Below are 23,288 nucleotides of genomic sequence, written 5' to 3' on the forward strand. Positions count from 1 at the left end.
CACGTTTGGGGATCACGCTCATAATCCTAGAAACCAGCTTTCCGGGTTCTTGACCGCTTCGCCGCGCTGCAGCGCCTGCAGGCCGAGAATGCAGCGGGCGATGAACCAGACGGCGACGGCGAAAATCAGCACGACACCGATGACCACGACCATCAGCAGCGCCGAGATCAGCGCATAGAGCAGGCCGATCCAGAAGGTGCGGATCAGGAATGTGTAATGGCTCTCGACGAAGCCGCCGGCCTTGCCGCGGTTGATATAGGCCAGGACGATACCGACAATGCCGCTGACGCCGATGGCTAGGCCGGCAAGGTACAGGATGTAGATGACCAGCGCGTTGGTCGGGCCGGGCTCTAGCCAGCGGTCGGTCTGGCGTGACGTACCGTTTTGGCCTGGATCGCTCATTGTGCTCCTCCCTGGGTTGCCGCGGCGAGAGTAGCAGAGGCTGCGCCCGGCGCCATACGGCCGGGATTGAGGATGTTCTTCGGATCGAATTCGGCCTTCAGCCGGGCCGACAGTGCTGCCAGTTGCGGCGCTTGCGGTTCGGACACGGGAACGGCAGCGCGGTGCGAGGGGGTTGCGCGCACCAGCGTCGCATGGCCGCCACCATGTCTTCTGATGAGGCCGCGCAACAGGCCGGCCTCGGGATCGTCCTGCTGCATGCGCAGCCAGATCAGCCCGCCCTGCCAATCGTAGAAGGCGTCGACCGCGGCCTGCATGCGCAGCGCCAGCACCATCTGGTGGCCCTGTGACGGCGCCATCGAGACGCGCCACACAGGCCTTTCGCCGCCATCGGCGAACGGCGCGCAGTCGCGGATGTCGCGCCAGACCGAATACGACACCGAACCGGAAATCTCCTGCAGCGGCCCAGCGTCTTTCAGCAGGTCTTTCAGCGCGGCAATGCGGTAGGCGACCGACGGGCCGAAGCCCTCGATGCGCAGCAGCGTCGCCGCATCGCTGCCGAGACTGCCGCTGGCCACCCTAGCTGCGACCCGTTCGGGAAGATGGGCAGCGCTCGACACCTCCGCGCTGGAACCAAGCGCCAGCGCCATGGCGGCGACGGCATGATCGTCGAGCAGGCCGCGAATGGCGAGCGTGACTTCGGTCTCGGCGGCAGGCAGCACCTTGAAGGTGACGTCGGTGAACACCGCCAGCGTGCCCCAGCTGTTGGCCATCAGCTTGGACAGATCATAGCCGGTGACGTTCTTGACCACGCGGCCGCCGGACTTGAAGGCGTCGCCGCGCCCGGAAACGGCAGATATGCCGAGAATGTGGTCGCGCGCAGCACCGGCCTTCAGCCGGCGCGGCCCGGAAAGGTTCGCGGCAAGCACACCGCCGATGGTGCCTCGTCCCGGCTTGCCGCCGAGCAGCGGGCCGTAATCCATCGGTTCGAAGGCCAGTTGCTGGCCGTTTTCGGCAAGCAGGCTTTCGATCTCTGCCAGCGGCGTCCCGGCCTTGGCCGACAGCACCAGCTCGGCCGGCTCATAGAGCGTGACGCCGGAGAGTTTCGACAGGTCGAGCGTATGCTCGCTCTGCTGCGGCCGGCCGATGCCGCGCTTGGAGCCGTGGCCGAGGATTTCGAGCGGCGAGTCTTCCGCTGCGGCCCAGGCGATGGTGGAGAGGGTTTCCGCTGATGTGGTCGGGGTGAAGGTGGTCATGCGGCAGAACCGCCAGTCGTAAATGACGAGAAGCCGCGATCCTTCCCACCTCCCTCTGTCCTGCCGGACATCTCCCCCGCAAGGGGTGAGATCCGATGTCGCTTAGGCTTTCGCCAACCATCAACGCTTGAAGGCGAGCAGGACGTTGAAGCAGCCAATCTCCCCCCTTGCGGGGGAGATGTCCGGCAGGACAGAGGGGGGTGTCCAAGCGCCAACATACCCTCAAAACCTCGGAATGTCCGGAAATGCCAGCTGCCCGCGATGCACGTGCATCCGCCCGAGTTCGGCGCATCGCCTCAGCTGCGGAAACACCTTGCCCGGGTTGAGCAGATGGTTGGGGTCGAAGGCGCATTTGACGCGCATCTGCTGGTCGAGGTCGATCTGGTTGAACATTTCCGGCATCAGGTCGCGCTTCTCGACGCCGACCCCGTGCTCACCGGTCAGCACGCCGCCGACCTTGACGCAGAGCCGCAATATGTCGGCGCCGAAGCTTTCCGCCTTGCCGAGTTCGCCCGGCTCATTCGCGTCGTAGAGGATGAGCGGGTGCAGATTGCCGTCGCCTGCGTGGAAGACATTGGCGACGCCGAGCCCGTATTTCTCCGACAGTTCGCGCATGCCGGCGAGCACGCGCGGCAGTTCCTTGCGCGGTATGGTGCCGTCCATGCAGTAATAGTCGGGCGAGATGCGGCCGATCGCCGGGAAAGCCGCCTTGCGGCCGGCCCAGAAACTCAGCCGCTCCTGCTCCGATTGCGAAATGCGGCATGTGGTCGAGCGGTTCCTATAGGCGATGGCTTCGACCAGGCCGATCAGGTGATCGACCTCGACACCCGGCCCGTCCAGCTCGACGATCAGCAGCGCCTCGACATCCAGGGGATAGCCGGCCTGAACGAAATCCTCTGCGGCGTGGATGGCCGGACGGTCCATCATCTCCATGCCGCCCGGGATGATGCCGGCGCCGATGATGTCGGCAACGCATTGGCCGGCCTGCTCGCTGGTCGGGAAACCGATCAGCAGGGCACGCGCCGTCTCCGGCTTCTTCAGGATGCGTACGGTGACCTCGGTGACGACGCCGAGCAGTCCTTCGGAGCCGGTCATCACGCCGAGCAGGTCGTAGCCTTCCGCGTCGAGATGGCTGCCGCCGAGGCGCACCACCTCGCCATTCATCAGCACCATCTCGATGCCGAGCACATTGTTGGCGGTGAGACCGTATTTCAGGCAGTGCACGCCGCCGGAATTTTCCGCGACATTGCCGCCGATCGAGCAGGCGATCTGGGAGGATGGATCGGGGGCGTAGTAAAAGCCCTCCTGCTCGACGGCAGTGGTGATGCCGAGATTGGTGACGCCGGGCTGGGCGACGACGACGCGGTTCTGAAAATCGATCTCGAGGATGCGGTTGAAGCGGCTCATGACCAGCAGCACCGCGTCCTGGAGCGGCAGCGCGCCGCCGGACAGCGAGGTGCCGGAACCGCGCGGCACGACGCGGATGTTGCGATCGCTGCAATATTTCAGCACGCGCGATACCTGCGCCACGGTCTGCGGCAGCACCACGACGAGCGGCAATTGCCGGTAGGCGGTGAGCCCGTCGCTCTCGAAGGCGCGCATGGCATTGGCGGCGTCGACGACGCCCTCGCCCGGCACGATGATGCGCATGTCGGCGACGATCTCGTCGCGCCGGCGCATCGTGGTGCCGTCTGGTTTCGGCATGGCAAGGCCGGACATCGACAGCCTCCTTCAGATCGACTGGTAAAAATCTTTTACCAGCGACGGCGGTCGCTTGCAAATGCCGCGTTGGCCGGGTTGGGAGGCCTATGGCCGGGACAGCCTTCCGCAGCGGCAATCTGCCGCTCCGCCCTTCACTATTCGCCGGGCTGCTTGCCTGGTTCGGAGTGCATGCGGCGGACGCGGCGCACGCCCCACCAGACGAGCACGACGGCGAGCGGCACCGAGGCGGCGGTGACCATTTCCGGCGCAAAGGCATGGCCGAAGATCGAGGCGCCCTTGGCGACGTAGCCGATGAGGCCGACGACATAGTAGGAGACAGCGGCGACCGAGAGGCCCTCCACCGTCTGCTGCAGCCGCAATTGCAGGCGGGCACGATTGTTCATCGATGCCAAGAGATCGCGGTTCTGCTTCTCGACCTCGACGTCGACCCAGGTGCGCAGCAGCGTGGTGGCACGGGTGAGCTTCGTCGACAGGTTGGCCTGACGCTCCTCGACCGAACGGCAGGTACGCATCGCCGGCGCCACGCGGCGCTGCAGAAAACCGCCCCAGGTGTCGTAGCCGGGCACCGCCTCTTCATCGAGCGCTTCCAGCCGTTCGCGGACGATGCCGTCATAGGCGCGGCTGGCGCCGAAGCGGTAGAGGCTGGAGGCGGCATCGGCCTCCAGCTCGGCGGCCAGTTCGGTCAAGTCGGCAAGTAGCGTCTGGCTGTCGCGGGTCTCGGCGACCTTCATTTCCAAGGTGGTCTGAGCCAGCCTGTCTTCGATGCGGCGGGCGCGACCGGACAGCGTCAGCGCCAACGGCAGCCCAAGCATGGCCAGCGTGCGGTAGGTCTCGATGTCGATCAGCCGCTGTGACAGTGCCCCGGTGCGCGCCGGGGTCAGGCCGCGGTCGAGCACCAGCATGCGGGTCAAGCCGTCGCCGTCCTGGCGGAAATCGGTGACGATGGCGGCGTTGCCGCGCTCGACCAGCGAGTAGCACAGGCTGGTCGGGTCGAAGCCGGCGATCAGCCTCTCGTTCGCCGGCGTCCATTTGCGGATTTCGAGCCTAATGCCGGAAATCACCGTTCCCGGCGGCGAAAACCCGTTGCCGAAGGGTGTGTCTTCTTGCCCTCTGCCGTTTTCGGCGAGCGGTCCTTCCCAGAGGTAGGTCGAGAACTCCGTGTGCCGTTCCCAGCGCAGCGAGCCCTTGCCCCATTTCATCGCGTGGTGGCGGGCGTGAGGGTCGGGCGCGGCGATGCCGAGGCGTCGCGACAATTCGGAAAGCACGGCCTGATCGACGCCGGATCCAGCTTCGGTCATGAAGGAAAGCTGCACCAGCACGCGCGGCTTTTCGACCAGCGGATGCGGCCGGGCGTGGACCTCGCCGAGGGCGCCCGGCCGACCTTCATGCGCCGGAAAGCCCATGACGGTGCCGCCCACGGCTTTGGCGCGCAGCTGGAATTCGAGGTTGGACGGGTCGGCGTCTGGCACGGCTGGTCCCCCGGGCTTCTCTGAGCCCTTTTTGGCGATGATGTCTCTCTTGTTCACGGAAACGCCGAACCGCTCTATCTCTTTGATTCTGCGCAATTCCGGACGGAAAACCGTTTCACACTTTTCCTGGAATTGCTCTAGAGGCAATCACCAGAGGACGCAAACGGCCAGTTTAGCTTACGCTGATATGAAGCCGCGGCAGTGAACGGGCCCGGGCCCGGCGAATTGGATAAATAATTTGACCAGTTGGCGACGCTGGCTTTATCTTGCGCCACATCGGTTCAACCTCCAGGCACCCCGTTTGAGCGACATTTTCTCCCGGATCGAGCATTCGCGCACCGCCGACGAGGTGGTGCAGCAGATCGAGAGCCTGATCCTCGAAGGCGTACTGCGCACCGGCGACCGGCTGCCGGGTGAGCGCGAGCTGGCGCGCCAGTTCGAGGTGTCGCGGCCGATCCTGCGCGATGCCTTGAAAGCCTTGGAAGGGCGCGGGCTGTTGACGACACGGCCAGGCGGCGGCACCCATGTCGCCGATGTCATCGGCCAGCTGTTCACCAAGCCGGTGACCGACCTGATCTCGATGCATCGCAAGGCGGTGACCGACTATCTGGAGTACCGCCGTGAGATCGAGGCGGTGGTTGCGGAATATGCGGCGCGGCGTGCCACATCGGACGATCTGGCGCTGCTCGACCGCATCATGGCGCGCATGGACGAGGCGCACCGGACCGCCAATTTCGACGACGAGGCGGAAATCGACATCGAGTTCCATCACGCGATCTGCGAATGCGCGCACAACATCATCCTGCTGCACACGCTGCGCTCCTGTTATCGGCTGCTGTCGGAAGGCGTGTTCCAGAACCGGCGGCTGGTGTTCAACGTGCCGGGCGCGCGCGAGGCGCTGCTTTCGCAGCACCGGGCAATCTATGCGGCGGTCAAGGCCGGCGATCCGGCTGCGGCGCGGCAGGCGGCGATGGACCACATCTCCTACGTCGAACGATCGATGGCCGAGGCCGAGCGAAGCGGCGACTGGCAGCGCGTGTCGCGGCTGAGGCTCAGGCAACGCTCCGAGCCCGGTGACGGTGAGGCGGCAAGAAAACAGCCGTAGGCCCCGCCCAGAAAATCCAACGACGAACCAGCGAAGAACCAGCGGAAAAAGATCCATGAGCAGCATTCTCACCATCGCCGACCTCAAGGACCTGGCGCGCCGCCGCGTGCCGAAGATGTTCTTCGACTACGCCGATTCCGGCGCCTGGACCGAAAGCACCTACCGCGCCAACGAAGAGGATTTCCAGAAGATCAAGTTCCGCCAGCGCGTGCTTGTCGACATGGACAACCGCTCGCTGGAATCGACCATGATCGGCGAGAAAGTGACGATGCCGGTGGCGCTGGCGCCGACCGGCATGACCGGCATGCAGCACCCGGACGGCGAGATGCTGGCGGCGCAGGCGGCGGAGGAGTTCGGCGTGCCGTTCACGCTGTCGACAATGAGCATCTGCTCGATCGAGGATGTCGCGTCGGTGACCAGGAAGCCGTTCTGGTTCCAGCTCTATGTGCTGCGCGACAAGGACTTCGTCTTCGATTTGATCGACCGCGCAAAAGCGGCGAAATGTTCGGCACTGGTGCTGACGCTCGACCTGCAGATCCTTGGTCAGCGCCACAAGGATATCCGCAACGGGCTTTCGGCGCCGCCGCGAATGACGCCGAAGCACCTCTGGCAGATGGCGACCAGGCCGCGCTGGTGCGTCGGCATGGCCGGCACCAAGCGCCGGAGCTTCCGCAACATCGTCGGCCATGCCAAGGGCGTCGGCGACCTCGCCTCGCTGTCGTCGTGGACGAAGGAGCAGTTCGATCCGCATCTGTCGTGGAAGGACGTCGCGTGGATCAAGGAGCGCTGGGGCGGCAAGCTGATCCTAAAAGGCATACTCGACAAGGAAGATGCGCTGATGGCGGCCAGGACGGGCGCCGACGCGATCATCGTATCCAACCATGGCGGCCGCCAGCTGGACGGCGCCTCGTCATCGATCATGGCGCTGGAAGAGATCGCCGACGCCGTCGGTGACACGATCGAGGTGCATATGGACGGCGGCATCCGTTCCGGCCAGGACGTGCTCAAAGCATTGTGCCTCGGCGCCAAGGGCACCTATATCGGACGGCCTTTCCTGTACGGCCTCGGCGCACTCGGCAAGGAAGGGGTTACCAAGGCGCTGGAAATCATCCGCAAGGAGATGGACATAACGCTGGCACTGTGCGGAAAGCGTCTGGTCACCGACATGGGCAAGGATCAGCTCCGGCGCTAAAGTCCCGTGACGGCATGACCACGGAGGCGACGCAGGCATTGACGGAGCCCGGCATCAATTTTTTCGAAGCGCGCGGACCGGAAGGTATGCGCCTCTATGCGATCGGCGATGTGCACGGTCGGCTTGACCTGCTGACCGCCATGCACCGCCGGATCGAGGGCGAGCTGGAGAGGAAGCCCACTGCCGATTGGCGCGTGATCCATCTCGGCGACTATGTCGACCGGGGTCCGGACTCCAAAGGCGTCATCGATTTCCTGATCGACGCGCAAAAACGCGATCCGCGTCACCTGATGCTGGCCGGAAATCATGATCTCGGCTTCCTCGATTTTCTCGATGTCCCCGACCCGGACGGCCTGTTCATGCGCTATGGCGGCATCCAGACGGCGCTATCCTATGGAGTGTCGCTCGGTGGCAGCAGCGCCTGGTTTGGCCGCGCCGATGCGGCATTGCGGCAAGGGCACGCCGCGCTGGTCGAGGCGGTGCCGCAGAACCATGTCGAGTTCCTGCGCTCGCTGGCCTTTTCAGTGACATTCGGCGACTTCTTCTTCTGTCATGCCGGCATCCGGCCCGGCATTGCGCTGGAAAGCCAGAGCCCGCAGGACCTGATCTGGATCCGCGAGGTCTTCCACGACCACACCGGCCTTCATCCCAAGATCGTGGTGCACGGCCATACGCCGGTGGCCAAACCCGAGATCACCGGCAACCGCGTCAATGTCGACACCCTCGCCTGGCACTCAGGAAACCTCACCGCGCTCGTCGTGGACGGCGCGGAGAAACGGATCCTGACGGTGACGGGTGAGCGGGCGTAGGTAAGGCGTGAGGTTATGTGCAGAGGGTCTAGCGAAGCGCGGCGGTGACGCCGTAGCCGTCGACGGCATTGTGGTTGTTGGCCGCGTCGGCGGAATAAATGCCGAGGCCGCACAAGACGATGGCCGACAACATGGCAAAGGACAAAAAGGCTGCTTTCACGGACGTCATCTCTTGTTGAGCTTTCTGCATCTATGCACGAGCGGGTTACCAATGCGTTGAAACGCGAAATACGTCGCAAATGTCTGACGGTTTCGCGCTTCTAGGCATGTTCTGTATCGGCGGTGTGTCGCGCGGGTCACAGGAAAGGTTCATCGCGGTTGCACGCAAGATGCAGAGCGGGCGCCTTTTAGGCTGGCGGACTGACACAGGCCAAGGATGAAACGCGTTATCCCCGGCGGATTTGCCGCCGCGTGCCAAATATGCAACGTCGCCAAAATACGTTGGCTGTATGAGCCGTCAGATGGTCGCCACCCAGGCGCGGGCGATGGCCAGGCCGGCGGCATCGGCTTGCGGTCCGTTGCGGGCCATTTCATCGTCGAGCCGTCCCGCCCATTCAGGATGCCGCTCGGCGATCAGCGGTGCGAAGGAGGTGCTCCAGTCGCGCACCATCGGACTGTCGGCCTCGAAATGGAACTGGAAGCCGTAGATGGCGCGGCCGATGCGGAACGCCTGGTTCTCGGCGACGGCATTGCCGGCCAACCGCACGGCGGTCTCGGGCAAGACAAAGGTGTCGTCGTGCCATTGGAAGATCGGGAATTTTTCGGGCAAGGCGGCGAGCACCGGATCGGCCTGCGCCGCCGCGGTGAGCGCGACCTCGTGCCAGCCGAACTCCGAGGCACCGCCTATCTGGTTCTCGCCGCCAAAGGCGCGCGCGACCAACTGGCTGCCAAGGCAGATGCCGAGCACCGCGCGATCCCTGTCGGCAAAGTTGCGCGTCAGATCGAGCAGGCCCGGGAAATACGGGCAGAGCTCGTCGTCGAGCGCATTCTGGGCGCCGCCGAGCACCACCATGGCGTCATGCCAGCCGCTATCTTGGGGCAGCGCGTCGCCGCGATACGGCCGGCGCAGGTCGATATCGGCGCCCGCCTCGACAAGCGCCGCGCCGATCTGGCCAAGGCCCTCATTGTCGAAATTCTGGACGACCAAGACCCGCATCGAAACCTGCTGACATGAAATTGATGCAGCGAGCGATATCATGGCGTCAGCATTGCAGCCAACAGGGAACGCCTATGCCACTGCAAAACCGGGTCGACCCGTTCGGCGCCATCCATGCCGTGCCGGAGCGCGGCCTGTTCATGGGCAATCGCGGCATCATTCACGACCCCGAGACGAGAACGCTGTTGAAGAAGCGCTGGGCGCTGCAAGCCTGGATCATCTGTGTCTGCGAATACGGCGACGTGCGGCGCCAGCCGATGGGGCGCAACCGGCAAAGCAACGACCAATTAGGCGGCAAGGCCGGCTGGACCGAGCTGTTTTTCCTCGACGAGGTCACGGCACTTGCCGCCGGGCACCGGCCCTGCTTCTTCTGCCGGCGCGAGCGGGCCAGGGATTTTGTCCAGCGCTTCGGCGATGCCTTCGACATTGCCGAGCCACGCGCGCCGCAGCTCGACAAGCGCCTGCACAAGGAGCGCCTGGCATCGGGCGGGCGGGCGCCGCGACTGAAACCGGAGGCGCTTGCGGACTTGCCGGACGGCACGATGATCTCGTCAGGAGACAGGGCGTACGCCCTGTTTGACGGCGCCGCGCTGCCCTGGAGTTTCGGCGGCTATGGCGATCCGGTGGGATTCGGCGATTTTACCCACGGTCCAATCGGCATGCTCACGCCGGCGACAACTGTTTCCGTGCTGAAGCGTGGCTACAGACCTGTCTGGCACGCCAGCGCGGAGGCTTGACGCCGGCGACGGCCTCGCCCATTCCTCGGCGATGCGCGCCAATTACAAGATGCAGCGGCTATTCGTGCCGGACGAACTTGGACTGGATATCGAGTTCGACGTCGGCCAGCAGCAGAGCCATTATCTCTCGCATGTGCTGCGGCTCGGCGAAGGCGCCGAGGTTCTGGTCTTCAACGGGCGCGACGGCGAGTGGTCGGCGGCGATCGCCGCGAAGTCGAAGAAGGCGTTACGCCTGAAGGTGATGAGGCTGCAGCGCTCGCAGCCGCCGCTGCCCGATCTCGTCTATTGCTTCGCGCCGCTGAAGCAAGGGCGGCTCGACTACCTCGTGCAAAAGGCGGTGGAGATGGGCGCCGGCATCCTGCAGCCGGTCATCACCCAGCATACGCAAGTGGCAAAACCCGGCATCGAGCGCCTGCGCGCCAATGTCGTCGAGGCGGCCGAGCAATGCGGCATATTGGCGGTGCCGGAGCTGCGCGAAGCCGAAAAATTCGAGCGCCTGCTGGCGGGCTGGGACCGCGAGCGGCGGCTGATCTTCTGCGACGAGGATGCATCGACCAACAATCCCCTGCCGGCATTGCAGGCGGTGCGGGAGAGAAAGCTCGGTCTGCTGGTCGGGCCTGAGGGCGGCTTTTCCGACGAGGAACGCAGGATGCTGAGAGCGCTGCCCTTCGTTACCGCCATTCCGCTCGGGCCGCGCATCCTGCGAGCGGATACGGCGGCGGTGGCGGCACTGGCGCTGATCCAGGCGACAATCGGCGATTGGTGATCAATTCCCGTTATCCTCTGGCTCAGGATTTTTCGCTTGATCGGCTACTGACATTTCGTCCATCTAGCGCCGGCAGTGGCCGCGTGTCCTTTCGGACACGCAAAGGACGCTGTAGCATTTGATTGGGCACCTGATCCCTTCAGAAAATCGAAGCCGGTTTTCGGGGTCATGTGCGGAGGGCTATTATGGCGCGCGATACCACCGATTTCCGGCCGATCGAAGGCGTCGACGAACTCGTCGAGCACCTGGCCGAAGGCAACAAGCCGCGCGACAAATGGCGCATCGGCACCGAGCACGAGAAATTCCCGTTCTATGTCGACGGCAATGCCCCGGTGCCCTATGGCGGCGAGCGCGGCATCCGCGCCATCCTCGAAGGCATGCAGGACAAACTCGGCTGGGACCCGATCATGGATGCCGGCCGCATCATCGGACTGGTCGAGCCGACCGGTCAGGGCGCGATCTCGCTGGAACCAGGCGGCCAGTTCGAGCTGTCCGGCGCGCCGCTGGAGACGATCCACCAGACCTGCCGCGAAGGCAATGCGCATCTGGCGCAGGTGCGCGAGATCGCCGAACCGATGGGCATTCGTTTTCTCGGCCTTGGCGGCAGCCCGAAATGGTCGCTGGCCGAGACGCCGAAAATGCCGAAATCGCGCTACGAGATCATGACCCGCTACATGCCCAAGGTCGGCACCAAGGGCCTCGACATGATGTACCGGACCTGCACGATCCAGGTGAACCTCGACTTCGAGAGCGAAGCCGACATGCGCCGCAAGATGCAGGTGTCGCTGAAATTGCAGCCACTGTCGACGGCGCTGTTTGCCAACTCGCCCTTCACCGAAAGCCGGCCGAACGGCTTGCAGAGCTGGCGCGGCGAGATCTGGCGCGACACCGACAATCAGCGCTCCGGCCTGCTCGAATTCTGCTTCTCGCCCGATTTCGGCTTTGCCGATTATGTCGAATGGGCGCTCGACGTGCCGATGTATTTCGTCATCCGCGACGGCCAGTACCATGACATGACGCACATCACCTTCCGCCAGTTCATGGCGGGCGCTGCCCGTGACGAACTGCCGGACGGGCTGCCGACGATGGGCGACTGGGCGAACCATCTGTCGACGCTGTTCCCGGACGTGCGGCTGAAGCGCTTTCTCGAAATGCGCGGCGCCGATGGCGGGCCGTGGCGGCGCATCTGCGCGCTGCCGGCCTTCTGGGTCGGGCTGCTCTACGACGCGGCCGCGCTCGACGCGGCCGAGGCGCTGACCTCGAGCTGGAGCTATGACGAAGTGCTGGCAATGCGCAACGCGGTGCCGCAACATGGCATTTCGGCGCCCTTCCGCAACACGACGTTGCGCGAGATCGCCCGCGACGTGCTCGTCATCTCGCGCATGGGACTGAAGAACCGTGGCCGCAAGAACCGCGACGGCTACGACGAGACCTCGTTCCTCAACACGCTGGACGAGGTCGTCGCGCGCGGCACGACCAGCGCCGAGGAGATGCTCTCCGCCTACCACACACGCTGGGGCGGCTCGATCGAGCCGGTATTCATGGAATACGCGTATTAACGCTTCCCTGTCCGCATGAGCCACGGTCCGGCAAATTCGCTTCAATCAGTGATGGAAACGAACTAGGCTTCTCCAACGAGGATTTTCGCGGAGGAGAAAACAATGCCTTCCTTGTTCGATATTCTGGCACAGGCCCAGAACGGCAACGGCATGCAGGCGCTGGCCCAGCAGTTCGGGCTGTCGCAGCAGCAGACGCAGGCGGCGGTCGCGGCGCTGCTGCCGGCCTTTTCGCAGGGGCTCAAGCGCAACATGGCGGACCCTTATGGGCTCGGCTCCTTCATGACGGCGATGGCCAGCGGTCAGCACGCCAAATATTTCGACGATGCAAGCCGGGCCTTCTCGCCGCAGGGCCTCGATGAAGGCAACGGCATTCTCGGCCATTTGTTTGGCTCGAAGGACCTGTCGCGCGCAGTCGCCAGCCAGGCCGCGCAGGCGAGCGGCGTCAGCCAGCAGGTGTTGCAGCAGATGCTGCCGGCAATCGCCTCGATGATGATGGGCGGGCTGTTCAAGCAGACCACCAACCGGCTAGGCGGACAGATGCATGCGGCAGGCAGTGGCGGCAATCCGCTCGGCGAACTCATCGAGCAGATGATGCGGCAGGCGGGCGGCGGCAGCCAGGCACCGGCCCCTCAGCCTGCGGCCCCCACGGATAACCCGCTCGGCAAGGTGCTGCAGGATATGTTCGGCGGGCAGCAGCCCCAAAGCCAGCCGCAGCAGACACAGAACCCTTATGGTGACAATCCGCTCGGCAAGGTGCTGCAGGATATGTTCGGAGGCGGTGCACCACAGCCACAGCAGCCGCAAAACCAACCCCAGCAGACACAGAACCCTTATGGTGACAATCCGCTCGGCAAAGTACTGCAGGACATGTTCGGTGGTGGCGCACAACAGTCTCAGCCGCGTCAGGCGCCGCAGCAACCCCAGGCGCCGCAGCCGCAGGCCAATCCGAGCGGCAGGCCGAGAAATCCGTTCGACGACCTGTTCGGCAAAATGTTCGAGACAGGCGCCCAGCAGCGCGACGACTACCAGAAAGGCATGGAGTCGATCTTCGACCAGTTCAAGCAAGGCATGGGCCGGCGCTAGACCAGACACCGGCAAGCAATCATCAGTGCCGCCCAAAAAAGAAAGCCCGGTCCTGGGAGGACCGGGCAGCGCGCAGGCTGGCCGGGGGGATCCGGCAGGGAGTGGGGAGCCTGCGTAACTTGGTGGCGTCGTGCCTCAAGAGGTTCAATGCGACCAAAATCGCGAATTTGTGCGATCACACCACCTTGCGGGCAAGATCCTCGATCGTTTCGGCGCGCTCGATGGCGATGACGCGAAGCCTTTCTGTCGGATCTCGGCCAAAAGGTACACCGACAGCGACGTGCAGGTCGGCGCGGGTCAGGCCGATGTCGGCGAGCTCGGCATCCGACATCTCGCCGAGGCGATAAAAGGCGCGGCGGTTTTTCCAGGCGCGGTAAACATTGGCAGCGGCATTGGCCACGCGCGTCGCAACGGCCGGACGCGAGGTGATGCGCGAGGTCTCGGTAGCGAAATCAAACGTAGCCATGTCGGTCTCCTTCACATTCGAACGGGCGAAACCGATCGATCGGGCGCTGGCAACAGCGGCCGTTCCGGCTTCGATTCACATGCGTTCATGTGGACAATCGGAATTTGCCATGGCCCGATTGATTAATCCAACGAATGTTTCTAATCTTTAGCATCAGCATCAATGATGGATTAGGCCAATGAAAGCGCCGCTCGATCTCGATCAGTTGCAGACCTTCATCTCGATTGTCGACACCGGCAGCTTTACCCGCGCGGCGGAAGCGGTGCATCGCACCCAGTCGGCGGTGTCGATGCAGATGCGGCGGCTGGAGGAACGGATCGGCAAGCCGCTGTTCGAAAAAGACGGCCGCACCAACAGGCTGACCGAGGAAGGCGATAGACTGCTCTCCTACGCAAGGCGGCTGCTCTATCTCAACAAGGAAACACTGGCCGCCTTCGACGACCGCCGGCTCGAAGGCACCATCCGCATCGGCACGCCGGATGACTATGCCGATCGCTTCCTGCCAGAGATCATGGCGCGGTTTGCCCGCTCCAACCCGCATGTCGAACTGACCGTTATCTGCGAACCGACGCCGGGACTGGTCGAACACATCAAGCGCGGCAATCTCGACCTGGCGCTGGTGACGCACAATGACGCGCGCGGCCAGTCGGAAGTGGTGCGGCGCGAACCGCTGCTGTGGGTTACCTCGGCCAACCACGCGACGCATGAGCAGCCGATCCTGCCGATGGCCTTCGGCCGGCCGAACTGCATCTGGCGGCGGGCCGCCGCCGACGTGCTCGACCAGCAGAGCCGCGACTATCGCATCCTGTTCACCAGCTTCTCTGCCACCGTCATCGCTGCGGCGGTGCTTTCCGGCCTGGCGATCTCGGTGCTGCCGGAATGCGCGCTGCGGCCCGGCATGCGGGTGCTGGGCGAGGCCGACGGTTTCGGCGCCCTGCCCGATTGCCGCATCGGCATCATGCGCGGCCAGACCTCGCGGCCGGAGATCGTCGACGCGCTTGCGCGCCACATTTCGGAAAGCCTCGACAATATTTCCGTGCCGCTCGGCGAGGAGACCGGCACGTTCGATTTCGCCGCCCTCGCCTTCGCCAAGATGAAACGGACCAAGCCGAACCAGATCCTGCCGGGCTGGTGATCGCGCGATTGGGGCCGACATCGAACACGGCCGCCTTGACGGCGGCCAACAACCGTTCCCCAATCGGCCAATGAGCGACGCAACATCCGAATCACGCACCAACGCCACCGAGTATACGGTGAGCGAGATTTCCGGCGCGCTGAAGCGCACGGTCGAGGACGTCTTCGGCAATGTACGGGTGCGCGGCGAGATTTCCGGCTATCGCGGACCGCATTCGTCCGGCCATGCCTATTTCTGCCTGAAAGACGATCGCGCGCGGCTCGATGCCGTGGTGTGGAAGACCACGATGAGCCGGCTGAAATTCCGTCCCGAGGAAGGCATGGAGGTGATCGCCACCGGCAGGCTCACCACCTATCCCGGAAAATCCAACTACCAGATCGTCATCGACAATCTCGAGCCGGCCGGTGCCGGTGCGCTGATGGCGCTGCTGGACGAGCGCAAGCGCCGGCTGCAGGCCGAAGGGCTGTTCGACGCGGCCCGCAAGCGGCGTCTGCCGTTCATGCCGCGCGTCATTGGCGTGGTCACCTCGCCAACAGGCGCCGTCATCCGCGACATCATCCACCGCATCAAGGACCGCTTTCCGCTGCACGTGCTCGTCTGGCCGGTGCGGGTGCAGGGCGAGACGGCTGGTGTGGAAGTGACCGCTGCCGTCAACGGCTTCAACGCACTGCCATGGGACGGCGCCATCGCGCGGCCCGACCTGTTGATCGTGGCGCGCGGCGGCGGCAGCCTGGAGGATCTGTGGGGCTTCAACGACGAAGCGCTCGCCCGGGCCGTCGCCGCTTCGGGCATTCCCGTGATTTCGGCCGTCGGCCACGAGACCGACTGGACGCTGATCGATCTGGCAGCGGATGTGCGGGCGCCGACGCCGACAGGCGCCGCCGAGATCGCCGTGCCGGTCAAAGTCGACCTCGAAGCGACGCTTGCCGGCCTTGGCGCGCGGTTGAAGACCGCACTGTCGCGCAATTTCGAACGCAAGCGGCAGGCGGCGCGCGCAGCCGCCCGGGCGCTGCCCTCGCCCGACCAGTTGCTGGCGCTGCCCCGGCGGCGCTTCGACGAGGCGACGAGCCGGCTCGGCCGGGCGCTGTCGGTCAGCGTCGAGCGCAAGCGGGCCAGGCTTCTGGGCCAGCGTCTGACACCGGCGACCTTGTCGCGGCGCATGAACGAAGCCCGCACACTGACCCGCCGCGACCTCGCCCGAGCGCAAGCGGCGTTCTTCGCCATCGTGCGCGAGCGTCGGGCACGGTTTTCGCGCACGGCCGCCAGACTGTCATCGGCGCCGATCGCCAGACGGCAGAAACTGCGAGGCGATGCCCTGCTGGCACTGGCATGGCGGCAGGACCAGGCGATTTCGCGGCGGCTGGACCGTCTGCGTGGAAAACTGACGCAGGCCGATCGATTGCTGGCGACGCTGTCGCACAAGGCCGTGCTGGCGCGAGGCTTCGCACTGGTCAAGGATGCGGACGGCGCGGTGGTCAAGCGTTCGGCGGAGGTCGTGTCGGGAATGGCGCTTTCGCTGGAGTTCGCCGACGGCACCGCCGATGCCGTCGCCATCAGTGGCACGGCGCGGCCGAAGGCGATTGCCAAGTCGGCAGCCAAGCTCAAGGCGCCGGGCGGCCAAGGCTCGCTTTTCTGAGGAAGACCAAGGCGCTTTTCTGAGGAAGAAATGACCGATCCGCATCTTACGACGCCCTCGGGCAAACTGCGTGCACGCGCCGTCGATATCCCATTCGAAGGCACCCCAGGCCGCTTCAATGCCATCACCGATGTGCCCGGCGTGACGGTCGGCTATACGACGCTGATCTCAGGGGACGGGCCGCTCGTTGTCGGCAAGGGTCCGGTACGCACCGGCGTGACCGCGATCCTGCCAAGGCCCAGAGACGAGTTGGCCGTCCCGGCGTTCGCCGGTGTGTTCAGCGCCAATGGCAATGGCGAACTGACCGGCTCGCCTCTGATAGAGGAGCTCGGAGCGTTCAATCTTCCCATCACCATCACCAACACGCATTCCTGCGGCGTCAGCCGCGACGCAACGTTGCGCTGGATGCAGACGGTGCTGCCGCACGCGCTCGACAGCGCCTGGGCGCTGCCGGTGGCGGGCGAGACTTATGATGGCTTTCTCAACGATATCAACGGCCATCATCTGAGCTTCGAGCACGTGTTTTCCGCGCTCGACACGGCTGAAAGCGGGCCGATCGACGAGGGCAGCGTCGGCGGCGGCACAGGCATGATCACCTTCGGCTTCAAAGCAGGGTCCGGCACATCCTCGCGCAGCGTCGACTGGAACGGAGAGCGTTTCACGATCGGCTGCTTCGTCCAGTCGAATTTCGGTGCAAGGCGAAACCTCGTCATCCGTGGCATCAGGGCCGGAGCGGAACTCGCCGAACCGGCGATCCGGGACAACACGCCGCGAGCCGAAAAGAGCTCGATTATCGCGATCGTCGCCACCGATGCGCCATTCATGCCGCACCAGTTGAAACGGCTGGCGAAACGCGTGCCCCTCGGCGTCGCGCTGACCGGCGGCTATGGATACAATTCGTCCGGCGATATTTTTCTGGCGTTCAGCACGGCCAATGCCGATGCGGCGCGCGGCGCGGCCGGCAGATTGGCCAGCGCCGGTTACATACCGGATGCCGACATCAACCCGTTCGTCGACGCCGTCATTCAGAGCGTGGAGGAAGCAATCCTCAATGCTTTGGTCGCCAATGAAGACATGAGCGGGCGCGACGGCAATTTCGTACCGGCGTTGCCGAAAGGGTGGCTCGAAGGTAGATTCGGGGCGCATCACACTGCAGATCGATCTTGGTTAAGCTTTCGCGGTCTTCGCCGTCTTCGGCACGGAATGGCCCTGGAAGCCGCGAAGGATTAACCCAAAGCAGCTCAACGACGAATAAACGACCCCAAAAAATATCAATTGGAAGACTCATCGCCCAATCGGAGCCATAGTATGAGCAACCCAGATGGTCCCGCACCCGTGCACAAGGCGGTGATGAGACATAGCTCGGCTGAAGTCATCCAGGCCATCTCAGAGGGGAAAGATGTCGATGCGTTAGATCGCGAAGGCCGGACGCCGTTGTTTTATGCGTCAAAAGATGGCGAGACCGCAATCGTCGCTGCACTGATCGAGCGTGGAGCGAAGGTGAATGTGCAGGACAAGAATCTGGAAACACCGCTGCACTTTGCTGCTCGCGAATATCGGCTCGAGGTGGCGGAACTTCTAGTCAAGGGCGGCGCAGATGTTTCTTCCCAAGACATTCATGGAAACACGCCGCTGTGGCGTGCCGTGTTTGAATCACGGGGCCGTGGCGAGTTGATCAAGCTCCTTCTCTCAGCTGGCTCAGATAAGACACTGAAAAACAAGCTTGGCTGTTCGCCGCAAGACCTCGCAAAGACCATTGGAAATTACGACATTAACGCGTTCCTGGGCTGAAAATCCGCTAGCTTCACCCAGCAAGCAATTAATGGTGTATGCTGTGCTTCAAATAGTTGGCGCCAGGAACTTCGATCTCGACAAGCCACTGTCGCATACTGTTCCTAAGCATATTACTCGGCGGGCTTGTTCGAATTCTTTTCGTCCTGCTCGGCCTCGGCCGCCTCTTCGAGCCTCGAAGCAATGAGTTCCTGAATGTCGCCGACCTCTTCCTGAATATCCTCCAGGGGTATGCCGGCTTCGGCAGCCTTGGCCGCGCATTCCCTGGCGAGGGTCTCGGCCTGCTTCTCGATTCTGGCTGGCGAGGGCTGGCAGTGGACTTTTTCGCCAATCCACCCGCGCAAGAACTCGATCGCGTGTTCACTCATACTGCTGTTTCCCTAGCGGCTATGCCGATTGGTAATCATAAACGTCGGCATCTTCGAAAAGATGCGTGCTGCCATTCGAGCCGAGTCGGCTTCGCCCGGCAAGCCGAACTTGTCCGAGGTCCACAGAGCCGAAGGGAATGGAGGGTTCAAGGAGCACGTTCTAGTTCTTGAGGACTGATTCTCTCGAGGAAACTCGTTCGACCCGCGCTATTGTTTCTATTTGCTTTTTTTCGGTTTTCAAGCCGTTTTAGATCACAATAGATGTCACAATAGCTAGCACATTTACCGCGCTCTCGCTGGCACGACGTAAAAGGCGAGCCGTCAAAGCCGCCGCTATATAGTGACAACCATTTGCAATGTCGACTCCGCTCCCGGTCCTGCTTCTTTCCGCCGCGCTTGCTGGGAGAGATGTGGTGTGACCGGCCTTGCAGTGCAAGCTGCCGAGCGCCTCATGCAAGGCATGCAATAGCGTCTTGTGGAACCCTGAAGTGCTTGTCTCAGGGTGGCTCTCTATCGCTGGCGGTAAAGGATCATGCCGGCATGATGGAGGACGCCTTCGACGAACTCACCATCCGCGGTGAAGCCCGTATCGTCCCAGTATTCTATGTGGTTGCCCCGCACTTCCTAGCGTCCCCGGTAGGCGCTCTCGCGGTCACCGCGCGCTTCGTCATAACGGCCGTTCGGCAGGAGTTCGTGCCTGATATGGCGATCCTCGGTGACCCAAAGTCCGACGTAAGGATGATCTTGCTGCGTCATTGGTTCCTCTGCAAGGATTGGAGTTGAAGGAAGGGTCAGGCCGGTTGGAGCTACAGCAAGGGCAATCCCCGTAAGCACTGCGCTCAAAGTGGATGGCATCAATGCGCCGCCTTCGTCGGACGCACGACGATCTCGTTGACGTCGACATCGTCGGGCTGTTCGATTGCGTAGCGCACTGCCTTGGCGATGGCATCGGGTTGCAGGGCAATAGCACGCCAGGTTTTCATGGCGGCGGCAGCGGCTTCGTCGGAGATCGTGTTCGCCAGCTCGCTTTCCACCACGCCGGGATGAATGCAGGTTACCCGGATATCGTCACTCTCCTGGCGGAGCCCATCGGAAATCGCGCGGACAGCGTATTTCGTTGCGCAATAGACGGCAGCCATGGGCGAGACGGCCAGTGCGCCAATGGAACCGATATTGATAATATGCCCGGAGCCACGTGCCGTCATCTCAGGCAGCACCGCCGCGATGCCGTACAGAACACCCTTGATGTTGACGTCCACCATCAGCTCCCACTCGTCGACCTTCATGGCTGACATGGCCGACAGCGGCATGATGCCCGCATTGTTGACGATGACATCTACCTGGCCCCATTCGGCCCGGGCGGCATCGGCGAATGCTGCGACGTCCGCCCTCCTGGTGACGTCGAGCGCTCGCACGCGAACCGTTCCACCAGCCGCCTCGATTTCTGCCGCAAGCGCTTCAAGGCGGTCGGTGCGCCGCGCGCCGAGCATCAGCTTTGCACCTGCCGCGCCAAGTTCGCGGGCGATGCCAGCACCGATGCCGCTGGAGGCACCGGTGATCAGAACAACTTTGTTCATGGTCATCGTAGATGATCCTTTTGGTTTTTATTTCACGATGTGAAGGGATGGCGTGCGGATGAGCTCCCGCGGCGCGCCGGCTTTATAGGGGATCACTGGGCGGTGTAGCCGCCATCGACCAGAAGCAACGCCCCGGTGATGAAGCTGGATGCCGGCGAGGCAAGAAAGGCGATGGCCTCGGCAACTTCTTGCGGCTGGCCGATCCGGCCGATCGGATGCGCATTGCCGAAGCTGCGCAGCATCTCCCGGCCATTCTCCACCACACCTTCCATGATGTCGGTTTCGATCACGCCAGGGGCAACGGCGTTGCAGCGAATGCCCATACGCCCATATTCGATCGCGATTACCTTGGTCAGCTGTGCGACAGCCGCCTTGGAGGAGGCATAGGCCGCCTGCGTCTCGAAGGCCGCGACGGCCGAGATTGATGAGACATTGACGATCGCGCCGCCACCACCGGCGGCCATCAGTTCCACAGCGGCACGGGCGGTGACGAAGCTGCCGCGCGCGTTGATCTGCAGAATGCGGTCGTAGTCGTCGACCGAGGTCTCCGTCAGACGTTTGTTGAGCGTGCGACCGGCATTGTTCACGACGATGTCAAGGCGTCCGAAGCGCTTCGCTGCGAGCTCGACCGAGCGTCGGGCCAGATCCTCGTCGGCGACGTCGCCGACCAGGGTTGCCACGTCCTCGGCTTCCAATTCGCGTACGGTGTCGCTGAGATCGCTTGCCACGATCCGGGCACCCCGCGCACGCAGCAGCTCCGCCGTGCAGCGACCGATGCCGCGTGCCGCGCCGGTCACGAGGGCGACTTTTCCATCCAGGTCCCAGGAGGAAGGGAGTGATGTCATGGAATATCTCCTTGTCGGTCGGCTTCGGCTTGGGTCGGGAGGATCAAGCCTTCTTGCCGTTGCGACAGAGATAGAGCCATGGCATTGTCGCGATAAGCCGCCCATTGTTAACCTCTAAGATAAGTCTTGCTAACCAATGGACATCGATCTCAATGCAATTGCCGTCTTCGTCACGGTGGCCGAGGAACGCAATTTTCGCGCTGCGGCGGACCGGTTGGGCGTGACGCGCTCAGCGGTCAGCCAGAGCATCCTCAGGCTTGAACAGCGCCTTGGCATCGCATTGCTGCAGCGCACGACACGCAGCGTAAACCTGACCGAAGCGGGCGAGCGCCTGCTGGCGAGCGTCGCACCGGCGATCGCCGACGTGAACGCGGCAGTCGAAGCCACTACGGAGTTTCTGGACCGCCCGCGCGGCCTGCTGCGGATCGCGGTTTCGTCGATCGCAGAGGCCTTCCTGTCAGGACCGTTGCTGGCGTCCTTCACCGAAACGTTTCCCGAGGTGCATCTGGACATCGTGGTGACAGACGAGGAGTTCGACATCGTGGCCGAAGGCTATGATGCCGGGGTCAGGCTCGGCGAAGTGATCGAGCAGGACATGATCGCCGTGCCGGTATCGGGCGATCAGCGGCAGATGGCCGTCTGCGCTCCGCGCTATCTCGAAAAGTTCGGAGCACCCGCCCATCCGCGCGAGCTTGTGGCTCATCGCTGTATCGGCTGGCGGCCGGCGCCGGGAGTTTCGCCCTATCGGTGGGAGTTTGGCGAGGACGGGCGCGAATTCGACGTGGCGGTTGCGCCCGAGATCACGACCAACGACATGTGGCTGATGATCCGGCTGGCGGTTGCAGGCGCTGGGATCACGTTCGGCATGGCGGATACATTCCGCCCCTGGATTGACCGCGGCGAGCTTGTACCAATCCTCGACGGCTATTTCCCGCCGTTTGCGGGTTTCTATCTCTATTTCCCCAGCCGACGGAATGTCGCGCCGAAGCTGAGAGCCCTCGTGGACCACCTGCGCGGCGCGCGTCAGGCGCGGGACCGTGGGTGAGGCAACCGGTCATAAGACCGCTTTAGCAGTATTTTGCCGGTCAGAAGTGTGGCTGAAAGGTGATGGTACCGTTGGCTGGGATCGAACCAGCGACCTCCGGATCCACAATCCGGCGCTCTAACCATCTGAGCTACAACGGCACGTTTTGCCAGAGCGGGATCGAGATGAAACGTTCGGGACCCGCTCTGTCGTTCGGCGATGCGTCCATACGGGCTATCGGAGTTTAATTCAAGGCTTTTGGCAAGGCAAAAGCTCGCTCCGGCATCGCGTCGTTTTCCGCCGGACAAAGAAAAGGCCGGCGGGAGGAGGTGCCGGCCTTTTCCTGTTACGAGCCAGCGGGAGGAGGTGCTGGCTGGTTACCCCGGTGAGCAGAGGGAGGAGGTTCCACCCGCCGGGTATTCACTTAAACCACTATATCGCACATCTATTTGTCTGACGAAATGCGACCTTTTGATGCATCGTTAGACTATGTGCAAATACTAGGCGATCTTGATTTCTTTCACGGCCTTCTCGAAGGCGGTCTTGATCGGCTTGGATACGTCCTCGGCCGCCTTGGCAGCAACCGCCTGGAAGTCCTTGGCCTGCTCGACGGTCATTTCGACGCGCTTGCGCAGGAAAGCGGTCTGCAACTCGACGACTTCCGACAGCGACTTGGCGCCGATCAGCGCTTCGAAATGCGAGAAGCCGGCTTCGGCATTGGCGCGCAGGGCGGCGATGGTCTTGAGCGACAGGTCGCTGGAAACGGACTTGGCGGTCTCGTAGGTCGACTCCAGAGCCTTCTGGGTCTCCTCGGCGCCGGTCTTCAGCTTGGCATAGGCCTCTTTCGACTGCTCGACGCCCTTTTCGGCGAAGGCGCGGATCTGGTCAGTGGCCTTGGAAGCGTCGAAGCTCGGGAATTCAACGTTTTCGATCGTTTCAGCGGTCTTGGTCCTGGACATTTTCCATCCTTTTCAGCGGCAGCGGCTTTGACGAAAAGCCGTCTCGTTCATGTATCATGGCAATATAAAGGCAATTTTTGTGCATTGCAACATGTTTGTTGCATCGCACCATATAATATTTGTTCGTGGCGTTAACCACGCGCCTAGAGATTCCATTGGTTGCACGCTATGACTTGTGGACCTTCGCGCCGTCGGCTTTTATTAACAAAGCGTTAACCGCAAATTGCCCGCTCT

Annotated in this window: 23 protein-coding genes, 1 tRNA gene and 1 pseudogene; 12 read left to right on the forward strand and 13 right to left on the reverse strand. The window is 63.2% G+C overall.

Going from position 1 to position 23,288, the window contains the following annotated elements; translation table 11 throughout:
* Nucleotides 1-18 precede the first annotated feature (18 nt).
* The 4 genes from NKJ72_RS03225 to NKJ72_RS03240 all read right to left on the reverse strand — a co-directional run bounded on the left by NKJ72_RS03225 (nt 19) and on the right by NKJ72_RS03240 (nt 4,846).
* Nucleotides 19-402 carry a DUF4870 family protein gene (locus NKJ72_RS03225; protein WP_352475825.1) on the reverse strand — a complete coding sequence of 128 codons (384 nt, stop codon included), beginning with the start codon at nt 400-402 and terminating at the stop codon, nt 19-21.
* Nucleotides 399-1,655 (reverse strand): FAD-binding protein, encoded by a 1,257-nt coding sequence (locus NKJ72_RS03230; RefSeq protein WP_352475826.1) that lies wholly within the window; start codon nt 1,653-1,655, stop codon nt 399-401. Before NKJ72_RS03230 ends, NKJ72_RS03225 begins: the two co-directional genes overlap by 4 nt.
* A gap of 222 nt (nt 1,656-1,877) precedes the next feature.
* Nucleotides 1,878-3,374: an FAD-linked oxidase C-terminal domain-containing protein gene (locus NKJ72_RS03235; RefSeq protein WP_352475827.1), complete on the reverse strand. Its 1,497-nt coding sequence runs from the start codon at nt 3,372-3,374 to the stop codon at nt 1,878-1,880.
* Nucleotides 3,375-3,511: 137 nt separating this feature from the next.
* Nucleotides 3,512-4,846, reverse strand: a complete 1,335-nt coding sequence (locus NKJ72_RS03240; protein ID WP_352475828.1) for a DUF3422 family protein — start codon at nt 4,844-4,846, stop codon at nt 3,512-3,514.
* 301 nt (nt 4,847-5,147) lie between these two features.
* On the opposite strand from NKJ72_RS03240, the gene NKJ72_RS03245 reads away from it, so the two are divergent.
* The 3 genes from NKJ72_RS03245 to NKJ72_RS03255 are packed head-to-tail and all read left to right on the forward strand — an operon-like array spanning nt 5,148 to nt 7,952.
* Complete coding sequence (locus tag NKJ72_RS03245) at nt 5,148-5,951, forward strand: FadR/GntR family transcriptional regulator (protein ID WP_352475829.1); 804 nt, start codon at nt 5,148-5,150, stop codon at nt 5,949-5,951.
* Nucleotides 5,952-6,006: 55 nt separating this feature from the next.
* Nucleotides 6,007-7,143: an alpha-hydroxy acid oxidase gene (locus tag NKJ72_RS03250; RefSeq protein ID WP_352475830.1), complete on the forward strand. Its 1,137-nt coding sequence runs from the start codon at nt 6,007-6,009 to the stop codon at nt 7,141-7,143.
* 38 nt (nt 7,144-7,181) lie between these two features.
* Nucleotides 7,182-7,952, forward strand: a complete 771-nt coding sequence (locus tag NKJ72_RS03255; protein ID WP_352476071.1) for a metallophosphoesterase family protein — start codon at nt 7,182-7,184, stop codon at nt 7,950-7,952.
* A gap of 28 nt (nt 7,953-7,980) precedes the next feature.
* Here the strand turns inward: NKJ72_RS03255 and NKJ72_RS03260 are convergent, their stop codons facing one another.
* Both NKJ72_RS03260 and NKJ72_RS03265 read right to left on the reverse strand, forming a co-directional pair.
* Entirely contained in the window at nt 7,981-8,112 is a 132-nt protein-coding gene (locus tag NKJ72_RS03260) for a hypothetical protein (protein ID WP_280952144.1), read from the reverse strand.
* Nucleotides 8,113-8,409: 297 nt separating this feature from the next.
* Nucleotides 8,410-9,108 carry a type 1 glutamine amidotransferase gene (locus NKJ72_RS03265; RefSeq protein ID WP_352475831.1) on the reverse strand — a complete coding sequence of 233 codons (699 nt, stop codon included), beginning with the start codon at nt 9,106-9,108 and terminating at the stop codon, nt 8,410-8,412.
* A 74-nt stretch (nt 9,109-9,182) separates the two neighbouring features.
* On the opposite strand from NKJ72_RS03265, the gene NKJ72_RS03270 reads away from it, so the two are divergent.
* The 4 genes from NKJ72_RS03270 to NKJ72_RS03285 all read left to right on the forward strand — a co-directional run bounded on the left by NKJ72_RS03270 (nt 9,183) and on the right by NKJ72_RS03285 (nt 13,253).
* Entirely contained in the window at nt 9,183-9,845 is a 663-nt protein-coding gene (locus tag NKJ72_RS03270) for a hypothetical protein (RefSeq protein ID WP_352475832.1), read from the forward strand.
* 31 nt (nt 9,846-9,876) lie between these two features.
* Entirely contained in the window at nt 9,877-10,611 is a 735-nt protein-coding gene (locus NKJ72_RS03275) for a 16S rRNA (uracil(1498)-N(3))-methyltransferase (RefSeq protein ID WP_352476072.1), read from the forward strand.
* Nucleotides 10,612-10,796: 185 nt separating this feature from the next.
* Complete coding sequence (locus NKJ72_RS03280; RefSeq protein WP_352475833.1) at nt 10,797-12,170, forward strand: glutamate--cysteine ligase; 1,374 nt, start codon at nt 10,797-10,799, stop codon at nt 12,168-12,170.
* A 102-nt stretch (nt 12,171-12,272) separates the two neighbouring features.
* On the forward strand, nt 12,273-13,253 hold the full coding sequence (locus NKJ72_RS03285; RefSeq protein ID WP_352475834.1) for a DUF937 domain-containing protein: 981 nt from the start codon (nt 12,273-12,275) through the stop codon (nt 13,251-13,253).
* A gap of 175 nt (nt 13,254-13,428) precedes the next feature.
* On the opposite strand, the gene NKJ72_RS03290 is transcribed toward NKJ72_RS03285, so the two are convergent.
* Nucleotides 13,429-13,719 (reverse strand): DUF1127 domain-containing protein, encoded by a 291-nt coding sequence (locus NKJ72_RS03290; RefSeq protein ID WP_352475835.1) that lies wholly within the window; start codon nt 13,717-13,719, stop codon nt 13,429-13,431.
* 178 nt (nt 13,720-13,897) lie between these two features.
* On the opposite strand from NKJ72_RS03290, the gene NKJ72_RS03295 reads away from it, so the two are divergent.
* The 4 genes from NKJ72_RS03295 to NKJ72_RS03310 all read left to right on the forward strand — a co-directional run bounded on the left by NKJ72_RS03295 (nt 13,898) and on the right by NKJ72_RS03310 (nt 18,281).
* A complete protein-coding gene (locus NKJ72_RS03295; RefSeq protein WP_023680469.1) occupies nt 13,898-14,854 on the forward strand; it encodes a LysR substrate-binding domain-containing protein in 957 nt (318 codons plus the stop codon).
* Nucleotides 14,855-14,924: 70 nt separating this feature from the next.
* A complete protein-coding gene (gene xseA / locus NKJ72_RS03300; protein WP_352475836.1) occupies nt 14,925-16,490 on the forward strand; it encodes an exodeoxyribonuclease VII large subunit in 1,566 nt (521 codons plus the stop codon).
* Between the two features lie 30 nt (nt 16,491-16,520).
* Nucleotides 16,521-17,720 carry a DmpA family aminopeptidase gene (locus tag NKJ72_RS03305; protein ID WP_352475837.1) on the forward strand — a complete coding sequence of 400 codons (1,200 nt, stop codon included), beginning with the start codon at nt 16,521-16,523 and terminating at the stop codon, nt 17,718-17,720.
* A 78-nt stretch (nt 17,721-17,798) separates the two neighbouring features.
* Entirely contained in the window at nt 17,799-18,281 is a 483-nt protein-coding gene (locus NKJ72_RS03310) for an ankyrin repeat domain-containing protein (protein ID WP_352475838.1), read from the forward strand.
* A 113-nt stretch (nt 18,282-18,394) separates the two neighbouring features.
* Here the strand turns inward: NKJ72_RS03310 and NKJ72_RS03315 are convergent, their stop codons facing one another.
* The 4 genes and pseudogenes from NKJ72_RS03315 to NKJ72_RS03330 form a co-directional block, all read right to left on the reverse strand.
* Nucleotides 18,395-18,649, reverse strand: a complete 255-nt coding sequence (locus tag NKJ72_RS03315) for a hypothetical protein (RefSeq protein ID WP_352475839.1) — start codon at nt 18,647-18,649, stop codon at nt 18,395-18,397.
* A 510-nt stretch (nt 18,650-19,159) separates the two neighbouring features.
* Nucleotides 19,160-19,504 (reverse strand): annotated as a pseudogene (locus NKJ72_RS03320) (Atu4866 domain-containing protein).
* Nucleotides 19,504-20,232: an SDR family oxidoreductase gene (locus tag NKJ72_RS03325; RefSeq protein ID WP_352475840.1), complete on the reverse strand. Its 729-nt coding sequence runs from the start codon at nt 20,230-20,232 to the stop codon at nt 19,504-19,506. Before NKJ72_RS03325 ends, NKJ72_RS03320 begins: the two are co-directional and overlap by 1 nt.
* A gap of 86 nt (nt 20,233-20,318) precedes the next feature.
* On the reverse strand, nt 20,319-21,071 hold the full coding sequence (locus NKJ72_RS03330; RefSeq protein ID WP_352475841.1) for an SDR family NAD(P)-dependent oxidoreductase: 753 nt from the start codon (nt 21,069-21,071) through the stop codon (nt 20,319-20,321).
* 136 nt (nt 21,072-21,207) lie between these two features.
* Here NKJ72_RS03330 and NKJ72_RS03335 point away from each other — a divergent pair, with 136 nt between their 5' ends.
* On the forward strand, nt 21,208-22,116 hold the full coding sequence (locus tag NKJ72_RS03335; RefSeq protein WP_352475842.1) for a LysR family transcriptional regulator: 909 nt from the start codon (nt 21,208-21,210) through the stop codon (nt 22,114-22,116).
* Between the two features lie 63 nt (nt 22,117-22,179).
* On the opposite strand, the gene NKJ72_RS03340 is transcribed toward NKJ72_RS03335, so the two are convergent.
* Both NKJ72_RS03340 and NKJ72_RS03345 read right to left on the reverse strand, forming a co-directional pair.
* Nucleotides 22,180-22,256: transfer RNA gene (locus NKJ72_RS03340), tRNA-His, on the reverse strand.
* Nucleotides 22,257-22,595: 339 nt separating this feature from the next.
* Nucleotides 22,596-23,054, reverse strand: coding sequence for a phasin (locus tag NKJ72_RS03345; protein ID WP_254819298.1), 459 nt, complete (start codon nt 23,052-23,054; stop codon nt 22,596-22,598).
* Nucleotides 23,055-23,288 lie beyond the last annotated feature (234 nt).

This window comes from Mesorhizobium sp. M0045, from assembly GCF_040323385.1.
Classification (GTDB): Bacteria; Pseudomonadota; Alphaproteobacteria; order Rhizobiales; family Rhizobiaceae; genus Mesorhizobium.

Coding starts and splice junctions, on each gene's coding strand:
- xseA (WP_352475836.1), top strand. CDS start 14,925: ATGAGCGACGCAACATCCGAATCACGCACCAACGCCACCGAGTATACG.
- NKJ72_RS03310 (WP_352475838.1), top strand. CDS start 17,799: ATGAGCAACCCAGATGGTCCCGCACCCGTGCACAAGGCGGTGATGAGA.
- NKJ72_RS03335 (WP_352475842.1), top strand. CDS start 21,208: ATGGACATCGATCTCAATGCAATTGCCGTCTTCGTCACGGTGGCCGAG.
- NKJ72_RS03270 (WP_352475832.1), top strand. CDS start 9,183: ATGCCACTGCAAAACCGGGTCGACCCGTTCGGCGCCATCCATGCCGTG.
- NKJ72_RS03330 (WP_352475841.1), bottom strand. CDS start 21,071: ATGACATCACTCCCTTCCTCCTGGGACCTGGATGGAAAAGTCGCCCTC.
- NKJ72_RS03225 (WP_352475825.1), bottom strand. CDS start 402: ATGAGCGATCCAGGCCAAAACGGTACGTCACGCCAGACCGACCGCTGG.
- NKJ72_RS03235 (WP_352475827.1), bottom strand. CDS start 3,374: ATGTCCGGCCTTGCCATGCCGAAACCAGACGGCACCACGATGCGCCGG.
- NKJ72_RS03315 (WP_352475839.1), bottom strand. CDS start 18,649: ATGAGTGAACACGCGATCGAGTTCTTGCGCGGGTGGATTGGCGAAAAA.
- NKJ72_RS03280 (WP_352475833.1), top strand. CDS start 10,797: ATGGCGCGCGATACCACCGATTTCCGGCCGATCGAAGGCGTCGACGAA.
- NKJ72_RS03265 (WP_352475831.1), bottom strand. CDS start 9,108: ATGCGGGTCTTGGTCGTCCAGAATTTCGACAATGAGGGCCTTGGCCAG.
- NKJ72_RS03290 (WP_352475835.1), bottom strand. CDS start 13,719: ATGGCTACGTTTGATTTCGCTACCGAGACCTCGCGCATCACCTCGCGT.
- NKJ72_RS03295 (WP_023680469.1), top strand. CDS start 13,898: ATGAAAGCGCCGCTCGATCTCGATCAGTTGCAGACCTTCATCTCGATT.
- NKJ72_RS03285 (WP_352475834.1), top strand. CDS start 12,273: ATGCCTTCCTTGTTCGATATTCTGGCACAGGCCCAGAACGGCAACGGC.
- NKJ72_RS03305 (WP_352475837.1), top strand. CDS start 16,521: ATGACCGATCCGCATCTTACGACGCCCTCGGGCAAACTGCGTGCACGC.
- NKJ72_RS03250 (WP_352475830.1), top strand. CDS start 6,007: ATGAGCAGCATTCTCACCATCGCCGACCTCAAGGACCTGGCGCGCCGC.
- NKJ72_RS03230 (WP_352475826.1), bottom strand. CDS start 1,655: ATGACCACCTTCACCCCGACCACATCAGCGGAAACCCTCTCCACCATC.
- NKJ72_RS03325 (WP_352475840.1), bottom strand. CDS start 20,232: ATGACCATGAACAAAGTTGTTCTGATCACCGGTGCCTCCAGCGGCATC.
- NKJ72_RS03345 (WP_254819298.1), bottom strand. CDS start 23,054: ATGTCCAGGACCAAGACCGCTGAAACGATCGAAAACGTTGAATTCCCG.
- NKJ72_RS03275 (WP_352476072.1), top strand. CDS start 9,877: ATGCGCGCCAATTACAAGATGCAGCGGCTATTCGTGCCGGACGAACTT.